A 14,153-nucleotide genomic window follows, 5' to 3' on the forward strand; every position below is an offset into this window, starting at 1 on the left:
ATCGGCCGCTGGATCCGATACTACAACGAAGAGCGGCCACATCAGTCTCTTGGCTATGTGGCACCCCAAGCACACCCTGCATTAGCAGCGTAGGGTGTGCAAAAACCAGGGGGTCATTACAGCCGCCGGCCTGCGGATGACGCTGCCCTGCTTGGCGGTCAGCCGCTGCTAACCGCTGGGGACCGTCGATCCGGCGTTCCGGTGCCGCCAGCAGCAGCTCGACCAGATGCGCCGATTGCTCCAGGCACTGCTCCTGCAGGCCGGCGCCGCGGGTCCAGCCGCCGGCGAACAGCAGGGGGCAACCCTCCTGCTGGCCCTCGGAGCGTCGCTTAGCCGTAGCCTGGTTGTAGCGCTCGATCTCCGCTTGTGCCTCCAGGCAATTGGCATCCAGCACGTTATGCTTGAACAAGGTCCACGCCTTGGATTCCAGGGCGCTGTCCAGCGGCGGCAGCCGGTCCCGATAGCCGCCCTCACCGGGAGCGATGGTCATCGGTACGGACTCGTCCAGGGGAGGGGACTGCCGCTCGAGTATCTCGCTGCGGGGAATCCGGTTGAGATCGTCCACCAGGGAGACGAAGAACTGCGGCAGGCCCGCCTGGTTGTAGGCGGGGTTCTCGGCATCGTTCTGGTGGCGATTGGCCACGTAGTCGATGCGGTAGGGGAAGAAGGTGTCCTCGGGGTTGCGCACCTCGATGTTGTAGGTGCGCCACAGGTTGCGATCGGGCGGCAGTCGAGCGGCGGCGGTGTGACAGACGCCGAAGCTGCGGGTGTAGCGCACCTTGCCGAGGATGTGCCGCAGCTCCCGCTGGGTGTCGCTCAGGCCGTCGCCGAAGGTCAGCAGCGGCAGGGCGTCTTCGGCATGGGTCGCCATGATCAGCAGATCGGCCTCCCAGCGGCGCTCGCCGGGGGCACGCTCCGTCAGCGTCACGCCCTGTGTCGTAAGCTTGGCCTCGACCTCGATGCCGCGCAGGATCTTGACTCGAGGGCCTGGCGTATTCGGGTTGATGATATGAGCAGCCAAGGCCTCCAGCCAGTGCTGGGCACCATGCTCGAAGTAGCGTCGATCCGGCAGTGAGCCGTTCTCCTGAATGAGGTAATACTCGAAGGGGGCCTGGAGCGGCATGCCGCCCGGGCCGCGATCGTCGGCGAAATACATGGCCGAGATGCGGGGGTAGTAGATGGTGTGGCGGATACGCTCCAGCCGCGCCGGTAGCTCGGGGTCGTGCCAGTCGATGGTAACGCTCAAACGCTCCGCTGCTGCTGCCAGCATCTCGGCGGGTGTGGCAACGCAGGCGTCGAAGAAGTCATCCACCGTATAGCGCGGCGTAACGCGATGATTTGCTACCAGGGCGATGGCGCTTTGGTGAACCACGGGGATCAGCAGTGCCAGCCGGCCTCCATCGACCTTGCACAACTCGTGGGCCGGATCGCTGACGCCACGGAACAGCTCCTTGTCGTCGGTCAGGGCGATGCTGCCGTCGCGGCTGAAGTAGCTTTCGGTATTCTCCAGGGGCTTCATGCGCTCCAGCTCGCCGATCTCGCTGAGTATCGTGCGAAGGCGGTGGTAGGTCGTCAGGTTGACGTCATTGACCCCCAGGTCGGCCCAGCGGCGGTAGGGGGTCTCGGGCATGCCCGGATGACGCCGGTTGCCCAGGTCGACCCACACCGTCTCGGCATTGCCGCCCAGGCTGGCCTTGCGCTCGAAGAGAGTGATCTCGATCTGCCGGGCTGCCTTGCCGCCTAGCTTCTGTAGGTAATAGGCCAGTGACAGGCCGGAAACTCCGCCGCCAATGATGGCGACCCGCAGCGGTGCATGGTCCATGATGAGGCCCCTCAATCGTCGTTTTCCTAAGAATCCCTCAAGAGGATGTTGCGACCAAGGGGGTGAGACGAGATGATACCGAAGTGATCCGTTGTGCTTGGCGCGGCCGATTCGGCGTTCGTGGTGATACCGAGGTGATGCGGTCGGTATGAGATATCTGAACTGGAATGACTAGGGCAGTAAGCCGCGGTCGGAACCGACCGCTGATTCCAGAGCAACATATGAGGTATCACCCAATGAACGCACCGCAAACCATCGACAAGCAACTGATCGCCCACGACTTCCGTGTCGCCATGCATGGCAAGCTCGAGCCCGAGAAGATCGACGATGTCGCCCAGGCACTGGCCGCTTCCGAAACGGCCTATCCCGCCAACGGTAGCGTGGCCAGCCTGATCTTCTATCTGAAGTTCCAGGTCAACATCACTAACGGCAAGACCTTCGACGGCAATGCCGGAGGTGCCTCCTTACCGGGCGGCGGCGCACTCTTCGGGCACGTTTACTCCAACGACCTTGAGCGGCTCTACCGCGACACCGTGAGCTTCGAATTCCAGAGCACCCCGGTCTACTTGAGCATCCTGTTCTTCGACAGCCACAGCAAACTGCTGGGTCACTTCCAATCGGGGGCTGTCTCCACCGTTATTGGTGTAGGAGGTGGCAAAGGAAAGTGGCAATGAGTTGAAAAATTGGACTTCTGTTGCCTATCCCCCGGGGGCGCTTCGGTGCCCCCGGACCATGAGGATTCCTTTGGAAACTGCACGCCCCCTTGCCACCGGGGCATGGGGCGCTTGGCAGGTACTGATTCCATTTATCCCATTGAGACAAGCATGACACTTGACTACCGTTGGCTTTACGACACCGCACGCAAGCGTTTTGAATCTGACGAGGCCATGGAGGCCTTCCTGCCCGAAGCGCTGACTCCTGATGAGTTGAAGCAGAAGGGGGACGATCGCTACCTTTCTGCGATGAGCCAGCGGGTATTTCAGGCTGGTATGCAACATTCTATGGTCGACGCCAAGTGGCCTGCCTTTGAAGAAGCCTTCTGGGGCTTTGAACCCGAGAAAATGGTATTGCTCAGCCCGGAGCAAATCGAAGGCTATATGAAAAATGATCGAATCATTCGTCATCTCACTAAGCTGCGGACAATCCCCAAGAACGCCCGATTCATTCTGGACATTCGCCAGGAGAAGGGCTGCAGCTTCGGTGAGTTCATCGCCAGCTGGCCGAGTGCCGACATCATCGGCTTGTGGCGTTTACTGGCCAAACGCGGCGCTCGCCTGGGCGGACGCTCGGCTGCCGGGTTTTTACGTTTGGTCGGAAAGGATACGTTTTTATTGACCAGTGATGTAGTTGCACGTCTGATAGCCGCCGGCATTATTGACCAGGCTCCAACGAGTCAGCGAGACCTGCAAGTCGTACAGGACGCCTTCAATGAGTTGCAGCAGGAATCAGGAAGGCCCTTGAGTCATCTATCAGCCATGCTGTCACTGAGTATCAATCCCAGGTTTTAACGCCTGCCGGCGGATCGTTGTTCTGAGAATCTTGAGGCTGCCGGATATGAGTGGCTACCAGTCGCAATCACGACGCTGACGTCGGCGAGAAACCACAAAGCCCCTGAGCCAGTCACCTGGCTCAGGGGCTTCTCGTTTCTACCACGCAGTCACTTCGCCGCCAGCGCCACGCCCACCTTGGAACGGTTCGGACGGCCGATGGTCTGGGTGATCCAGGTGCCAGTCTCGGCGAGCTTGTTGAGGTCGATACCGGTTTCGATACCCAGGCCGTTGAGCAGGTAGACCACGTCTTCACTGGCCACGTTGCCGGAGGCGCCCTTGGCGTAGGGGCAGCCGCCGAGGCCGGCGACGGAGCTGTCCACTACGCTGATGCCTTCTTCCAGCACGGCGTAGAGGTTGGCCAGCGCCTGGCCGTAGGTGTCGTGGAAGTGGGCGGCGAGCTTTTCCATGGGAATGTCGCGGCTCACGGCTTCGACCATGCGCTTGGCGGCGAGCGGGGTGCCGACGCCAATGGTGTCGCCGAGCGAGACTTCGTAGCAGCCCATCTCGAACAGCGCCTTGCTCACCTCGGCCACCTTGGCTGGGGAGATTTCGCCTTCGTAGGGGCAGCCGAGTACGCAGGAGACGTAGCCGCGCACGCGTACGTTGGCTGCTTTGGCTCGCTCCAGCACGGGGGCGAAGCGCTCGAGGGATTCGGCGACGGAGCAGTTGATGTTCTTCTGCGAGAAGGCTTCACTGGCGGCGCCGAATACCGCCACTTCCTCCACGCCGCACGCCAGCGCCGCTTCCAGCCCCTTGAGGTTGGGGGTGAGGGCGGCGTAGGTCACGCCCTGGCGGCGTGTGAGGCCGGTCATCACTTCGCGGTGGTCGGCCATCTGCGGTACCCACTTGGGCGAGACGAAGCTGGCGGCTTCGATGTAGCCGATGCCGGCGGCGCCCAGGCGGTCGATCAGTGCCAGCTTGGTGGCCGTGTCGATCGGGTTGGGCTCGTTCTGCAGCCCATCGCGGGGGCCGACTTCGACCAGGCGCACTTTCTTCGGAAATGCCATAACTCGTCTCCTTATTCCGCCGGCGCAAACTCGAGCAGCACGTCTCCCTGTCCCACCGTATCGCCGGCGTTGAAGTGGAAGCTCTCCACATGGCCGTCGGCGGGGGCGGTCATGGTGTGTTCCATCTTCATGGCTTCCATGACCATCAGCGGCATGCCTTTTTCCACCTTCTGACCGGCTTCCACCAGCAGCGCGACCACGGTGCCGTGCATTGGCGCGGTGAGGGTCGATTCGGCTTCGTGGTGGCCGTGGTCGATGGCGTCGATGCGGCGCCAGAACAGGCGGGTTTCGCCGCGCGGGTCGACCATCACGACGACGTTGCCGTCGCGGCGTGCCTGCAGGCGGCGACGGTGGCCGTTGAGGGTCACGGCCACGGCGTCGCCCTCCAGGTGCTGCAGGCGGGCGGTGAGGGTCTCGCCGCCGATGGTCAGGTCCCACGGATCGGCGCCGCTGGCACGGATGCCTTCCACGACCACCACGCTCGCTTCATCCTGCACGTTCGCCGGATCGCATAGCGAGATGCGGATGGTATGCGGGGCGTTGAGGCGGAAGCCGTCGTGGCGGTCCCAAGGGGAGTCGCTCTCGCACTCGCGGGCGAGCTGATTGAGGCCGATCAGCGCGGCACCGGCGTACGCTTCGGTGGTGTACTGCTTGGGCGCGAACAGAGTGGCTTCGTTCTTCTCGATGAAGCGGGTGTCCAGCTCGCACGCCTTGAACGCGGGGTGCGTGGCCAGCCGCTGCAGGAAGGCGCGGTTGGTCACCACGCCCTGTACGTCCAGCGCCGCCAGCGCCCGGTTGAGGGTGGAGAGCGCCTGGTCGCGGTCGTCGCCGTGGACGATCAGCTTGGCGAGCATGGGGTCGTAGTGCATGGAAACCACGTCGCCGGTGTCCACGCCGCTGTCCAGGCGGACCCGTTCAGGGTCGAGGCCGGCGCCCTCGAGGTCCATGGCGAAGCGTTCGAGCTTGCCGGTGGCGGGCAGGAAGTCCTGCTCCGGGTCCTCGGCATAGAGGCGCGCCTCGAAGCTGTGGCCGGTAATGGTCAGCGCTTCCTGCGTCAGCGGCAGCGCCTCGCCCATGGCCACGCGCAGCTGCCACTCGACCAGGTCCTGGCCGGTGATCATCTCGGTGACGGGGTGCTCCACCTGCAGGCGGGTGTTCATCTCCATGAAATAGAACGAGCCATCCTGACCTTGTGAAAAGTCGAGCAGAAACTCGACGGTGCCGGCGCCCACGTAGCCGATCTCCTTGGCGGCGCGCACGGCGGCTTCACCCATCTCGCGGCGCAGCTCGGCGGTCATGCCGGGGGCGGGGGCTTCCTCGAGGACCTTCTGGTGGCGGCGTTGCACCGAGCAGTCGCGCTCGAACAGGTAGACGCCGTTGCCATGGGAATCGCAGAACACCTGGACCTCGACGTGACGCGGCTGGGTCAGGTACTTCTCGATCAGCATGCGAGTGTCGCCGAAGGCGGCCTGGGATTCGCGGCGACAGCCGTCCAGCGCGGCCTGGAAGTTCTCACCGCTCTCCACCACGCGCATGCCCTTGCCGCCACCGCCGGCGCTGGCCTTGAGCAGCACCGGATAGCCGATCTTGTCGGCTTCGCGGCGCAGCAGGGCGTCGTCCTGGTCGTCGCTGTGGTAGCCCGGCACCAGCGGCACGCCAGCGTTGGCCATGCGCGCCTTGGCGGCGGACTTGTCGCCCATGGCGGCAATCGCCGAGGCGGGCGGGCCGACGAAGGTGATGCCGGCGGCCTCCAGTGCCTCGACGAAGGCACCGTTCTCGGAGAGAAAACCGTAGCCGGGGTGGATGGCGCCGGCGCCGGTGCGCTTGGCGGCTTCCACCACGGCTTCTATGTTGAGGTAGCTCTCGCGGGCGGCGGGCGGGCCCAGGCGCACGGCCTCGTCGGCCTCGCGCACGTGGCGGGCGTCGGCATCGGCATCCGAGTACACGGCCACGGTGCGCAGGCCCATGGCACGGGCGGTGCGCATCACGCGGCAGGCGATCTCGCCACGGTTGGCCACCAGCAGGGTGTCGAAGGGCGTGATGCGGGAATCGGTCTGGCTCATGAGCGGCGCTCCGAGGAGTTCGTGTTGTCGTCGGCCCAGGCGGGGCGGCGCTTCTCGAAGAAGCTGGTCAGGCCTTCCTGACCTTCGGCGCTCACCCGCAGCTCGCTGATCACGCGGCAGGTGTGCTCGCGAGTCGCCTTGCTGTCGGAGTCGCGGGCCACTTCGGCCAGCAGCGCCTTGGTCGCGCGCTGGGCCTGGGGCGAGCCGACCAGCAGGGTCGCGATCATCGCCTCGACCGCCTCGTCGATGGCGTCGTGACCGACGATCTGATGGGCCAGGCCCAGCTCCAGCGCCTGGTCGGCGTCGATCACCTCGGCGGTCAGCGCGTAGCGGCGCATCTGGCGCGCGCCCAGGGCGCGCTGCACGTAGGGGCTGATCACCGCCGGCGAGAGGCCGATCTTGACCTCGGAGAGACAGAACTTGGCCTTCTCGCTGGCGATCACCACGTCGCAGCAGGCGGCCAGGCCCACGGCACCGCCGAAGGCGGCCCCCTGCACGCGGCATACGGTGGGGCAAGGGAGGGTGTCCAGGCCGTGCATCAACTGCGAGAGCTTGCGCGAATCGGCCAGGTTGCCCTCGACGTCGTACGCCACCATGCGCTTCATCCAGCCGAGATCGGCCCCGGCGGAAAAGCTCTTGCCCTCGGAGCCCAGCACCACCACGCGCACCTCGCCGTGGCGGGCGGCGTCGTGGAGCTTGTCGAGGTGCTCGTTGAGCTCGGCGATCAGGCTGTCGTCGAAGGCGTTGTGCACCTCGGGGCGGTTCAGCGTCAGCCGGGCGACGCCGCGTTCGTCAATGCTTAGCTGCGAAAAGTTATTTGAATCAGTCATTTCATGGCTCCCGTAAAGTCATCGAATGCAGACACGGACGACTTCACATCCGGAATACGCCGAACTTCGTCTCTTGAACCTCGGCATTCATCGCCGCGGCGAGCGAGAGTCCCAGCACGTCGCGGGTCTGGGCCGGGTCGATCACGCCGTCGTCCCACAGCCGCGCGCTGGCGTAGTAGGGGTGGCCCTGGCGCTCATACTGGTCGCGGGTGGGCTGCTTGAAGGCCTCTTCCTCCTCCTGGCTCCACTCGCGGCCTTCGCGCTCGTACTGCTCGCGCTTGACCTGGGCCAGCACGCCGGCAGCCTGTTCGCCGCCCATCACCGAGATGCGCGCGTTGGGCCACATGAACAGCAGGTTGGGATCGTAGGCACGGCCGCACATGCCGTAGTTGCCGGCACCGAAACTGCCGCCGATCAGCACGGTGAACTTGGGCACCTTGGCGCAGGCCACGGCGGTGACGAGCTTGGCGCCGTGCTTGGCGATGCCTTCGTGCTCGTACCTGGAGCCGACCATGAAACCGGTGATGTTCTGCAGGAACACCAGCGGGATCTTGCGCTGGGCGCACAGTTCGATGAAGTGGGCACCCTTCACCGCGGATTCGGAGAACAGCACGCCGTTGTTGGCGACGATGCCCACCGGATAGCCGTGAATATGGGCGAAGCCGGTCACCAGGGTGTCGCCGTAGTAGCGCTTGAACTCGTCGAAGTCGGAGTCGTCGACGATGCGCCCGATCACCTCGCGCACCTCGAACGGCTTCTTGAGGTCGGTGCCGACGATGCCGTAGAGCTCGCTGGGATCGAGCTTGGGCGGCTTGGGCTCCTGCCTCTTGAGCTGGCCGCGTTTTTGCCAGTTCAGCCGCGACACGCAGGCGCGGGCGAGCTGCAGGGCGTGGGCGTCGTTCTCGGCATAGTGGTCGGCCACGCCGCTCACCTTGGCGTGCACGTCGGCGCCGCCCAGGTCCTCGGCGCTGATGGTCTCACCAGTGGCAGCCTTCACCAGCGGCGGGCCGCCGAGGAAGATGGTGCCCTGCTGCTTGACGATGATCGACTCGTCGGCCATGGCCGGCACGTAGGCGCCGCCGGCGGTGCAGGAGCCCATCACCACGGCGATCTGCGGGATACCCTCGGCGGAGAGGGTGGCCTGGTTGTAGAAGATGCGCCCAAAGTGCTCGCGGTCGGGGAACACCTCGTCCTGGCGGGGCAGGAAGGCACCGCCGGAGTCGACCAGGTAGAGGCACGGCAGGCGGTGCTTGCGGGCGATCTCCTGGGCGCGGAGGTGCTTCTTCACCGTGAGCGGGTAGTAGGTGCCGCCCTTGACGGTGGCGTCGTTGGCGACGATCACGCACTCCACGCCACTCACACGACCGATGCCGGTGACCACGCCGGCGGCGGGCACCTCGCTCTCGTAGACCTCATGGGCGGCCAGCGCCGAGAACTCGAGGAACGGCGAGCCCTCGTCGATCAGATGGTCGATGCGGTCGCGCACGAACAGCTTGCCGCGCGATTCGTGCCGGGCACGGGCCTTCTCGCCGCCGCCCTGGCTGATGGCCGCGGTCAGCTCGCGCAGCTTCATCACCTCGTGGCGCATAGCCGCCTCGTTGGCCTGGAAGCCGTCGCTGCGCGGGTTGATTTGTGTCGTTAAGGTAGCCATAGGAGTCTCTTTTTCTCTTCAAGCATGAAAATAAGCGAGCGATATTCAGACAAGGCAAAAATTGACGAAAAAGCGGAGTTTACTGTTGTAAATGAGCATTTTGAGTCAATTTTTAACGCCGTATGAATGAGCGCAGCTATTTTCATTTGGACTCGTTGAAGAGTTCACGGCCGATGAGCATGCGTCGAATCTCGCTGGTGCCGGCGCCGATCTCGTAGAGCTTGGCGTCGCGCAGCAGGCGCCCGGTGGGGTACTCGTTGATATAGCCGTTGCCGCCGAGCAGTTGGATAGCGTCCAGCGCCACCTGGGTGGCCTTCTCGGCGCAGTAGAGGATCACGCCGGCGGCGTCCTTCCTGGAGGTCTGACCGCGATCGCAGGCTGCTGCCACGGCGTAGAGGTAAGCGCGGCAGGCATTCAGCGTGGTGTACATGTCGGCGATCTTGCCCTGCACCAACTGGAATTCGCCGATGGACTGGTTGAACTGCTTGCGCTCGTGAACGTAGGGCACCACCACGTCCATGGCCGCCTGCATGATGCCGATGGGGCCGGCGGCGAGCACGGTGCGTTCGTAATCCAGGCCGCTCATCAGCACGCGCACGCCCTTGCCTTCCTCACCCAGCACGTTCTCGGCCGGCACTTCACAGTCCTGGAACACCAGCTCGCAGGTGTTGGAGCCGCGCATGCCCAGCTTGTCGAGCTTCTGGGCGGTGGAGAAGCCGGGCATGCCTTTCTCGATGATGAAGGCGGTGATGCCCTTGGAGCCGGCGTCCGGGTCGGTCTTGGCGTAGACCACCAGCACGTCGGCGTCGGGGCCGTTGGTGATCCACATCTTGTTGCCGTTGAGGACGTACTTGTCACCCTCCTGGCGCGCACGTAGCTTCATCGAGACCACGTCGGAACCGGCACCCGGCTCGGACATGGCCAGCGCGCCGATGTGCTCGCCGCTGATCAGCTTGGGCAGGTACTTGGCCTTCTGCTCGGGCGAGGCGTTGATCTTGAGCTGGTTCACGCACAGGTTGGAGTGGGCGCCGTAGGAGAGACCCACCGAGGCGCTGGCGCGGGAGATCTCCTCCATGGCGATACAGTGCGCCAGGTAGCCCATGCCGGTGCCGCCATCCTCTTCCGGTACGGTGATGCCGAGCAGGCCCATGTCGCCGAACCTCTGCCACAGGTCGTTGGGGAACTCATTCTTCTCGTCGATCTCGGCGGCGCGCGGGGCGATCTCGTCGCGGGCGAAGGCGTTCACCTGATCGCGCAGCATGTTGAGTTCGTCGTCGAGGCCGAAGTCGAGGGGCTTGTAGGCGGTCAGCATGGCGGAACTCCCTGATGATGGTGTCGGTCGCTGGTGATTCTGGCGACAGCGCAGCTGTGAGTGAGGGGGCGCGGCTGTCAGGCGGTGCGAGCCGCGCAGGTGCGGTTCGCAGTGCTATTCACGAATGTTACAAGATTAGGCGAGGTTTACGTTAACGTAAAGTGCAGCTTTGAAGTGTGCGACGAAAGTCGGGCGGTTAGGAAGGAAGCAAAAAAACGACACCGGCCCTGGAAACTAGCTCGGGACCGGTGGCGCGACTGCTCAGCGCAGCAGCAGGGCCAACTGATAGTAGATGGGGATGCCCACGAGCACGTTGAGCGGGAAGGTGAAGCCCAGAGAGGCCAGCATGGCCAGCCCGATGTTGGCCTGGGGAATGGCGGTGCGCATGGCAGCCGGCGCGGCAATGTACGAGGCACTGGCGGCGAGTGCCGTGAGGATCATTAATGAGCCCATGGGCAGGCCAAGGAGCAGGCCGACGCTCAGGCCGGCCATGGCCAGGCATAACGGTGCCACCAGGGCGAAAGTGAGCAGACGCCAGTGGAACCAGGGGATGGGGCGCAGGGTTTCCGCCGCCGTCAGGCCCATTTGCAGCAGGAACAGGGCGAGTACCGCATGGAAGGCGCCCATCAGCAGATCGGTCACGTTGGCGCCTTCGGCGGGGCCGTACATGGCGCCGATCACTGCACCGCCGGCCAGCAGGATCACGCCGCGATTGGTCAGGGTTTCGTGCCAGATCCCCTGAAGCGCCTCGCTTGCCTCCTTGCCTGCATGGCGGCGGTAGAGTGCGATGGCCACCATGATCGCCGGGAGTTCCATCATCACCAGATAGAGCGTGACTTCAGCGCCGATGGGCAGAGCGCGGCTTTCAGCAAAGGCAAGTGCGACGGCGAAGGTGCCGGCGCTGACCGAGCCGTAGTGAGCGGCGATGCTGGCGCTGTCGGCGGGAGAGAGGCGCACCAGGCGGCGCAGGATCGGCATCAGCGCCAGCGGAATCAGACCGCCGAGGGTGGCCACCGCGAGCAGTTCGGGAATCAGCGACCAGTGCAGGTTGCCGTAAAGCGACATGCCGCCCTTCAGGCCGATGGTCAGCATCAGCAGCAGGCTCAGGGTGTCGTAGGCGGCCTTGGGAATGGTCAGGTCGGACTTGACGATCCCGGCGAGCAGGCCGAGCAGAAAGAACATCACGACGATATCGGGCATGGGGTTCTCTTCTTCTGGAATCGCACAGGCAGGGTAGTCGCGGATTGTGAGGAGTGATGGATATTGATTCCAATTGAATATGGCCGGTCATACTATAGTTAATTGACTATGGCTCGGAGCTGTGCCCATGAACGTGCGCCATCTCACGTTTCGTCTGCTGCAGGTTTATGTCGCCGTGGTGCGCAGCGGCTCGGTCAGCGAGGCGGCGCGCCAGCTTCACCTGACTCAGCCGACTGTGTCACAACAACTGAAGCGCCTGAGCGAGGCAGTGGGGGAACCGCTGCTGGTCATGCGCCAGGGGCGCTTGGCAGTGACCGAGGCGGGGCGAGAGCTCTACCGTGCCAGTCGCGAGGTGCTGGGCCGCTTCGATGACTTTCAGGACTTCCTCGAGGCGCTGCGGGGCGGCGAGCGGGGCCGCTTCAGTATCGCCTTGGTCAACACCGCTCAGTACGTGTTGCCACGCCTGCTCGGTCCATATAGCCATGCTTATCCCGATGTCGACGTGACTCTGCATATCGGCAATCGTCGCCAGATGCTGACGCGCTTCGAGCGCCAGGACGACGATCTCTATGTGTTCAGCCATCCTCCGTCGCTGGCTCATGCCCTGGCCGGGCGTTTCCTGCGTAATCCGCTGGTAGTGGTGGCACCGCAGGGGCACCCCATGGCGAAGCGTGAGCGGATCGCCATGGGTGAACTGCTGGAAGAGCGCTTTCTGCTGCGCGAACCGGGCTCGGCCACGCGCATGATGTTCGAGAGCTGGCTGCAGGAACATGGCCTGTCGCTGGGGCCCGCGCTGCAGATGGCCAGCAACGAGGCCATTCGCGTGGGCGTGGCGGCCGGCATGGGGCTGGCTGTGCTCTCCGAGCACGTGCTGCCGCCGGAGCACCCCGACATCGTGATTCTGCCGGTGACCGATTTCCCCATCGAGAGCCACTGGCAGTTCATCGTGCGCCGCGACCGCCGCCTGCCTCATGCCGCGTTGGGCTTTCTGCGCTTCGCCTTGGGGCATCTTGATGAGTGCGTCGAGCCGCGCTTCGTGGCCAATGAACTGGAGGGACTGCTGGCACGGCTGGCAGATTAGACCATGGTCGAATACGGGGAGCATGCAAGGTTGGTGACAGGTTGGCCCTCTAGAGTTGGAGCTGCCGGGGCGAGCCCCGGCAAGAAACCAACAATGAAGGATATTTCACGCCATGTTTGAAGGAATTGCACAGACCGGTCGGAAAGTGCTCATGACCGGCACCCTCGCAGCCCTGCTGGCTTCGCTGACGATGACGGCCCCCGTGGCGGCCGACGACTTCCCGGATCGTCCCGTGGATCTGGTGGTGGGCTTCGGGACCGGCGGCAGCGCCGACCGCCTGGCGCGCTCCATGTCCAACTTCCTGGCGGAGGAATTGGGCGTTCCGGTACGTGTCACCAACCGCCCGGGGGCCGGTGGCCAGCTGGCTGCTAGTTATATTCTTAGTGCCGAGGATAATGGCTATAGTGTTCTAGCCTCAACTTTCGCGCCATACCTCCCCAACGCAATTGTTGCCAATGGCGCCGACTTTTCCATTGAGGATTTCTCATTTATTAATATTCAGTGGTTTGATATGGATATCATTGCAGCTAATCGAGATTCAGGGTACGAGAATCTGGCTGCTTTGTTAGAAGACATCAAGAATAGTCCTGGTCGGGTGAGAGGCGCTGTAATTCAGGGGTCTGCTGGTCACCTGACGACAAGAATGCTGCTTGATGAAATGGGGATTCCACAAGAAAATCTCAATTTAGTGACTTACCAAAATGGTGGTGAAGCCCGATCTGCCGTTGCAGGTGGCCAAGTGGATTTCATTGCGATTAGCGCCCAAGGCAGTGAAGGGATCAGAGAGTTCCTGAATCCGTTGGCCATTGTCAATGATGAGCGAGTCTCTCAATGGGATGCCCCAGCGCTCAACGAGGCTCTTGAGCCATTCAATATGGAAGTTCCAATTTTTCAAGGCTCTATGCGTGGCCTAGCGGTTTCTGCAGAGTTTGAGCGTCAATACCCTGAACGTTTTGAGGCGCTAGCTAATGCAGTTGAAAATACGTTATCCCGCAAGGAGGTTCAGGACTATCTTGAAGGCCAAGACATTGGTGGTGTCTGGGTCGGCCCGGAACGCTCCAACGAGCTGATGCGCGAAAACTACGAGGTCTTCGAGCAGTACGCCCACCTGCTGAACTGAATCCTTCCGTACGCTGCGGTCCCGGTCAGAGCTGGCCGGGACCGCCTGGAGTCGTCTCATGTCCACCAACAAACGCGACTATGGGGACCTGCTGGTCCTCATGGCCTTGGCCGGCTTCACCCTGTGGTACCTGCTGGACGCCATTCGGGTCTCGTCGGCCGTACAGAATCTTCTGCTGATTCTCCCGCTTTCCCTCGTGGTGCTGGCCATCGTGCTGCTGGAGGTGATGTTGCGCCTGAAGCACGGCACCTTGTTCCAGCGCCAGGGGGAGGAAGGAGAGCCGCTCTACCGCACGTTGCCCGTGGTGGGGCTCTTCGCCGCTTACGTGATCTCGCTCGAGACGCTGGGGTTCGATGTGGCCACGGTGGTGTTCGTCGCGCTGTTCCTACTGCTCAAGGGGGAGCGCAACTGGCTGCTGCTGGGAGGCTATAGCCTGGCCTTCGGTTTCGGCGTGGCGCTCTTCTTCGCCGAGATGCTGCCCTATCCCATGCACATGCTGGTTCTGCCGGACTGAGGA

At 63.5% G+C, this 14,153-nt stretch carries 12 protein-coding genes and 1 pseudogene; 6 read left to right on the forward strand and 7 right to left on the reverse strand.

All coding sequences use genetic code 11. The annotated features are described in order from the left end of the window. The first annotated feature begins 12 nt into the window (after window positions 1–12). On the forward strand, window positions 13–93 hold the full coding sequence (locus tag HOP51_RS13480) for an integrase core domain-containing protein (protein ID WP_407061809.1): 81 nt from the start codon (window positions 13–15) through the stop codon (window positions 91–93). Between the two features lie 1,621 nt (window positions 94–1,714). On the opposite strand, the pseudogene HOP51_RS21010 reads toward HOP51_RS13480, so the two are convergent. After that, a pseudogene (locus HOP51_RS21010) lies at window positions 1,715–1,822 on the reverse strand (NAD-binding protein); the annotation flags it as partial. Between the two features lie 236 nt (window positions 1,823–2,058). On the opposite strand from HOP51_RS21010, the gene HOP51_RS13490 reads away from it, so the two are divergent. Both HOP51_RS13490 and HOP51_RS13495 read left to right on the forward strand, forming a co-directional pair. Further along, complete coding sequence (locus tag HOP51_RS13490) at window positions 2,059–2,496, forward strand: VapA/VapB family virulence-associated protein (protein WP_234274423.1); 438 nt, start codon at window positions 2,059–2,061, stop codon at window positions 2,494–2,496. A 150-nt stretch (window positions 2,497–2,646) separates the two neighbouring features. Beyond that, window positions 2,647–3,330 carry a DNA-3-methyladenine glycosylase I gene (locus HOP51_RS13495; RefSeq protein WP_234274424.1) on the forward strand — a complete coding sequence of 228 codons (684 nt, stop codon included), beginning with the start codon at window positions 2,647–2,649 and terminating at the stop codon, window positions 3,328–3,330. 149 nt (window positions 3,331–3,479) lie between these two features. On the opposite strand, the gene HOP51_RS13500 is transcribed toward HOP51_RS13495, so the two are convergent. The 6 genes from HOP51_RS13500 to HOP51_RS13525 form a co-directional block, all read right to left on the reverse strand. Further along, window positions 3,480–4,379 (reverse strand): hydroxymethylglutaryl-CoA lyase, encoded by a 900-nt coding sequence (locus HOP51_RS13500; protein WP_234274425.1) that lies wholly within the window; start codon window positions 4,377–4,379, stop codon window positions 3,480–3,482. An 11-nt stretch (window positions 4,380–4,390) separates the two neighbouring features. Next, window positions 4,391–6,442, reverse strand: a complete 2,052-nt coding sequence (locus HOP51_RS13505; protein ID WP_234274426.1) for an acetyl/propionyl/methylcrotonyl-CoA carboxylase subunit alpha — start codon at window positions 6,440–6,442, stop codon at window positions 4,391–4,393. Further along, window positions 6,439–7,272 (reverse strand): enoyl-CoA hydratase-related protein, encoded by an 834-nt coding sequence (locus HOP51_RS13510; RefSeq protein WP_234274427.1) that lies wholly within the window; start codon window positions 7,270–7,272, stop codon window positions 6,439–6,441. Before HOP51_RS13510 ends, HOP51_RS13505 begins: the two co-directional genes overlap by 4 nt. Window positions 7,273–7,315: 43 nt before the next feature. Continuing rightward, window positions 7,316–8,923, reverse strand: a complete 1,608-nt coding sequence (locus HOP51_RS13515; RefSeq protein ID WP_234274428.1) for a carboxyl transferase domain-containing protein — start codon at window positions 8,921–8,923, stop codon at window positions 7,316–7,318. 142 nt (window positions 8,924–9,065) lie between these two features. Then, the gene (locus HOP51_RS13520) at window positions 9,066–10,235 is read right to left on the reverse strand and encodes an isovaleryl-CoA dehydrogenase (RefSeq protein ID WP_234274429.1); all 1,170 of its coding nucleotides are present in this window, start codon (window positions 10,233–10,235) and stop codon (window positions 9,066–9,068) included. Window positions 10,236–10,496: 261 nt separating this feature from the next. Beyond that, the gene (locus HOP51_RS13525; protein WP_234274430.1) at window positions 10,497–11,435 is read right to left on the reverse strand and encodes a sodium-dependent bicarbonate transport family permease; all 939 of its coding nucleotides are present in this window, start codon (window positions 11,433–11,435) and stop codon (window positions 10,497–10,499) included. Between the two features lie 127 nt (window positions 11,436–11,562). On the opposite strand from HOP51_RS13525, the gene HOP51_RS13530 reads away from it, so the two are divergent. The 3 genes from HOP51_RS13530 to HOP51_RS13540 all read left to right on the forward strand — a co-directional run bounded on the left by HOP51_RS13530 (window position 11,563) and on the right by HOP51_RS13540 (window position 14,150). Continuing rightward, a complete protein-coding gene (locus HOP51_RS13530; RefSeq protein ID WP_234274431.1) occupies window positions 11,563–12,516 on the forward strand; it encodes a LysR family transcriptional regulator in 954 nt (317 codons plus the stop codon). A 112-nt stretch (window positions 12,517–12,628) separates the two neighbouring features. After that, the gene (locus tag HOP51_RS13535; RefSeq protein WP_234274432.1) at window positions 12,629–13,636 is read left to right on the forward strand and encodes a Bug family tripartite tricarboxylate transporter substrate binding protein; all 1,008 of its coding nucleotides are present in this window, start codon (window positions 12,629–12,631) and stop codon (window positions 13,634–13,636) included. Between the two features lie 58 nt (window positions 13,637–13,694). Continuing rightward, the gene (locus HOP51_RS13540; RefSeq protein WP_234274433.1) at window positions 13,695–14,150 is read left to right on the forward strand and encodes a tripartite tricarboxylate transporter TctB family protein; all 456 of its coding nucleotides are present in this window, start codon (window positions 13,695–13,697) and stop codon (window positions 14,148–14,150) included. The last annotated feature ends 3 nt before the right edge of the window (window positions 14,151–14,153 follow it).

The sequence above is a fragment of the Billgrantia zhangzhouensis genome (genome assembly GCF_021404465.1).
Classification (GTDB): Bacteria; Pseudomonadota; Gammaproteobacteria; order Pseudomonadales; family Halomonadaceae; genus Halomonas; species Halomonas zhangzhouensis.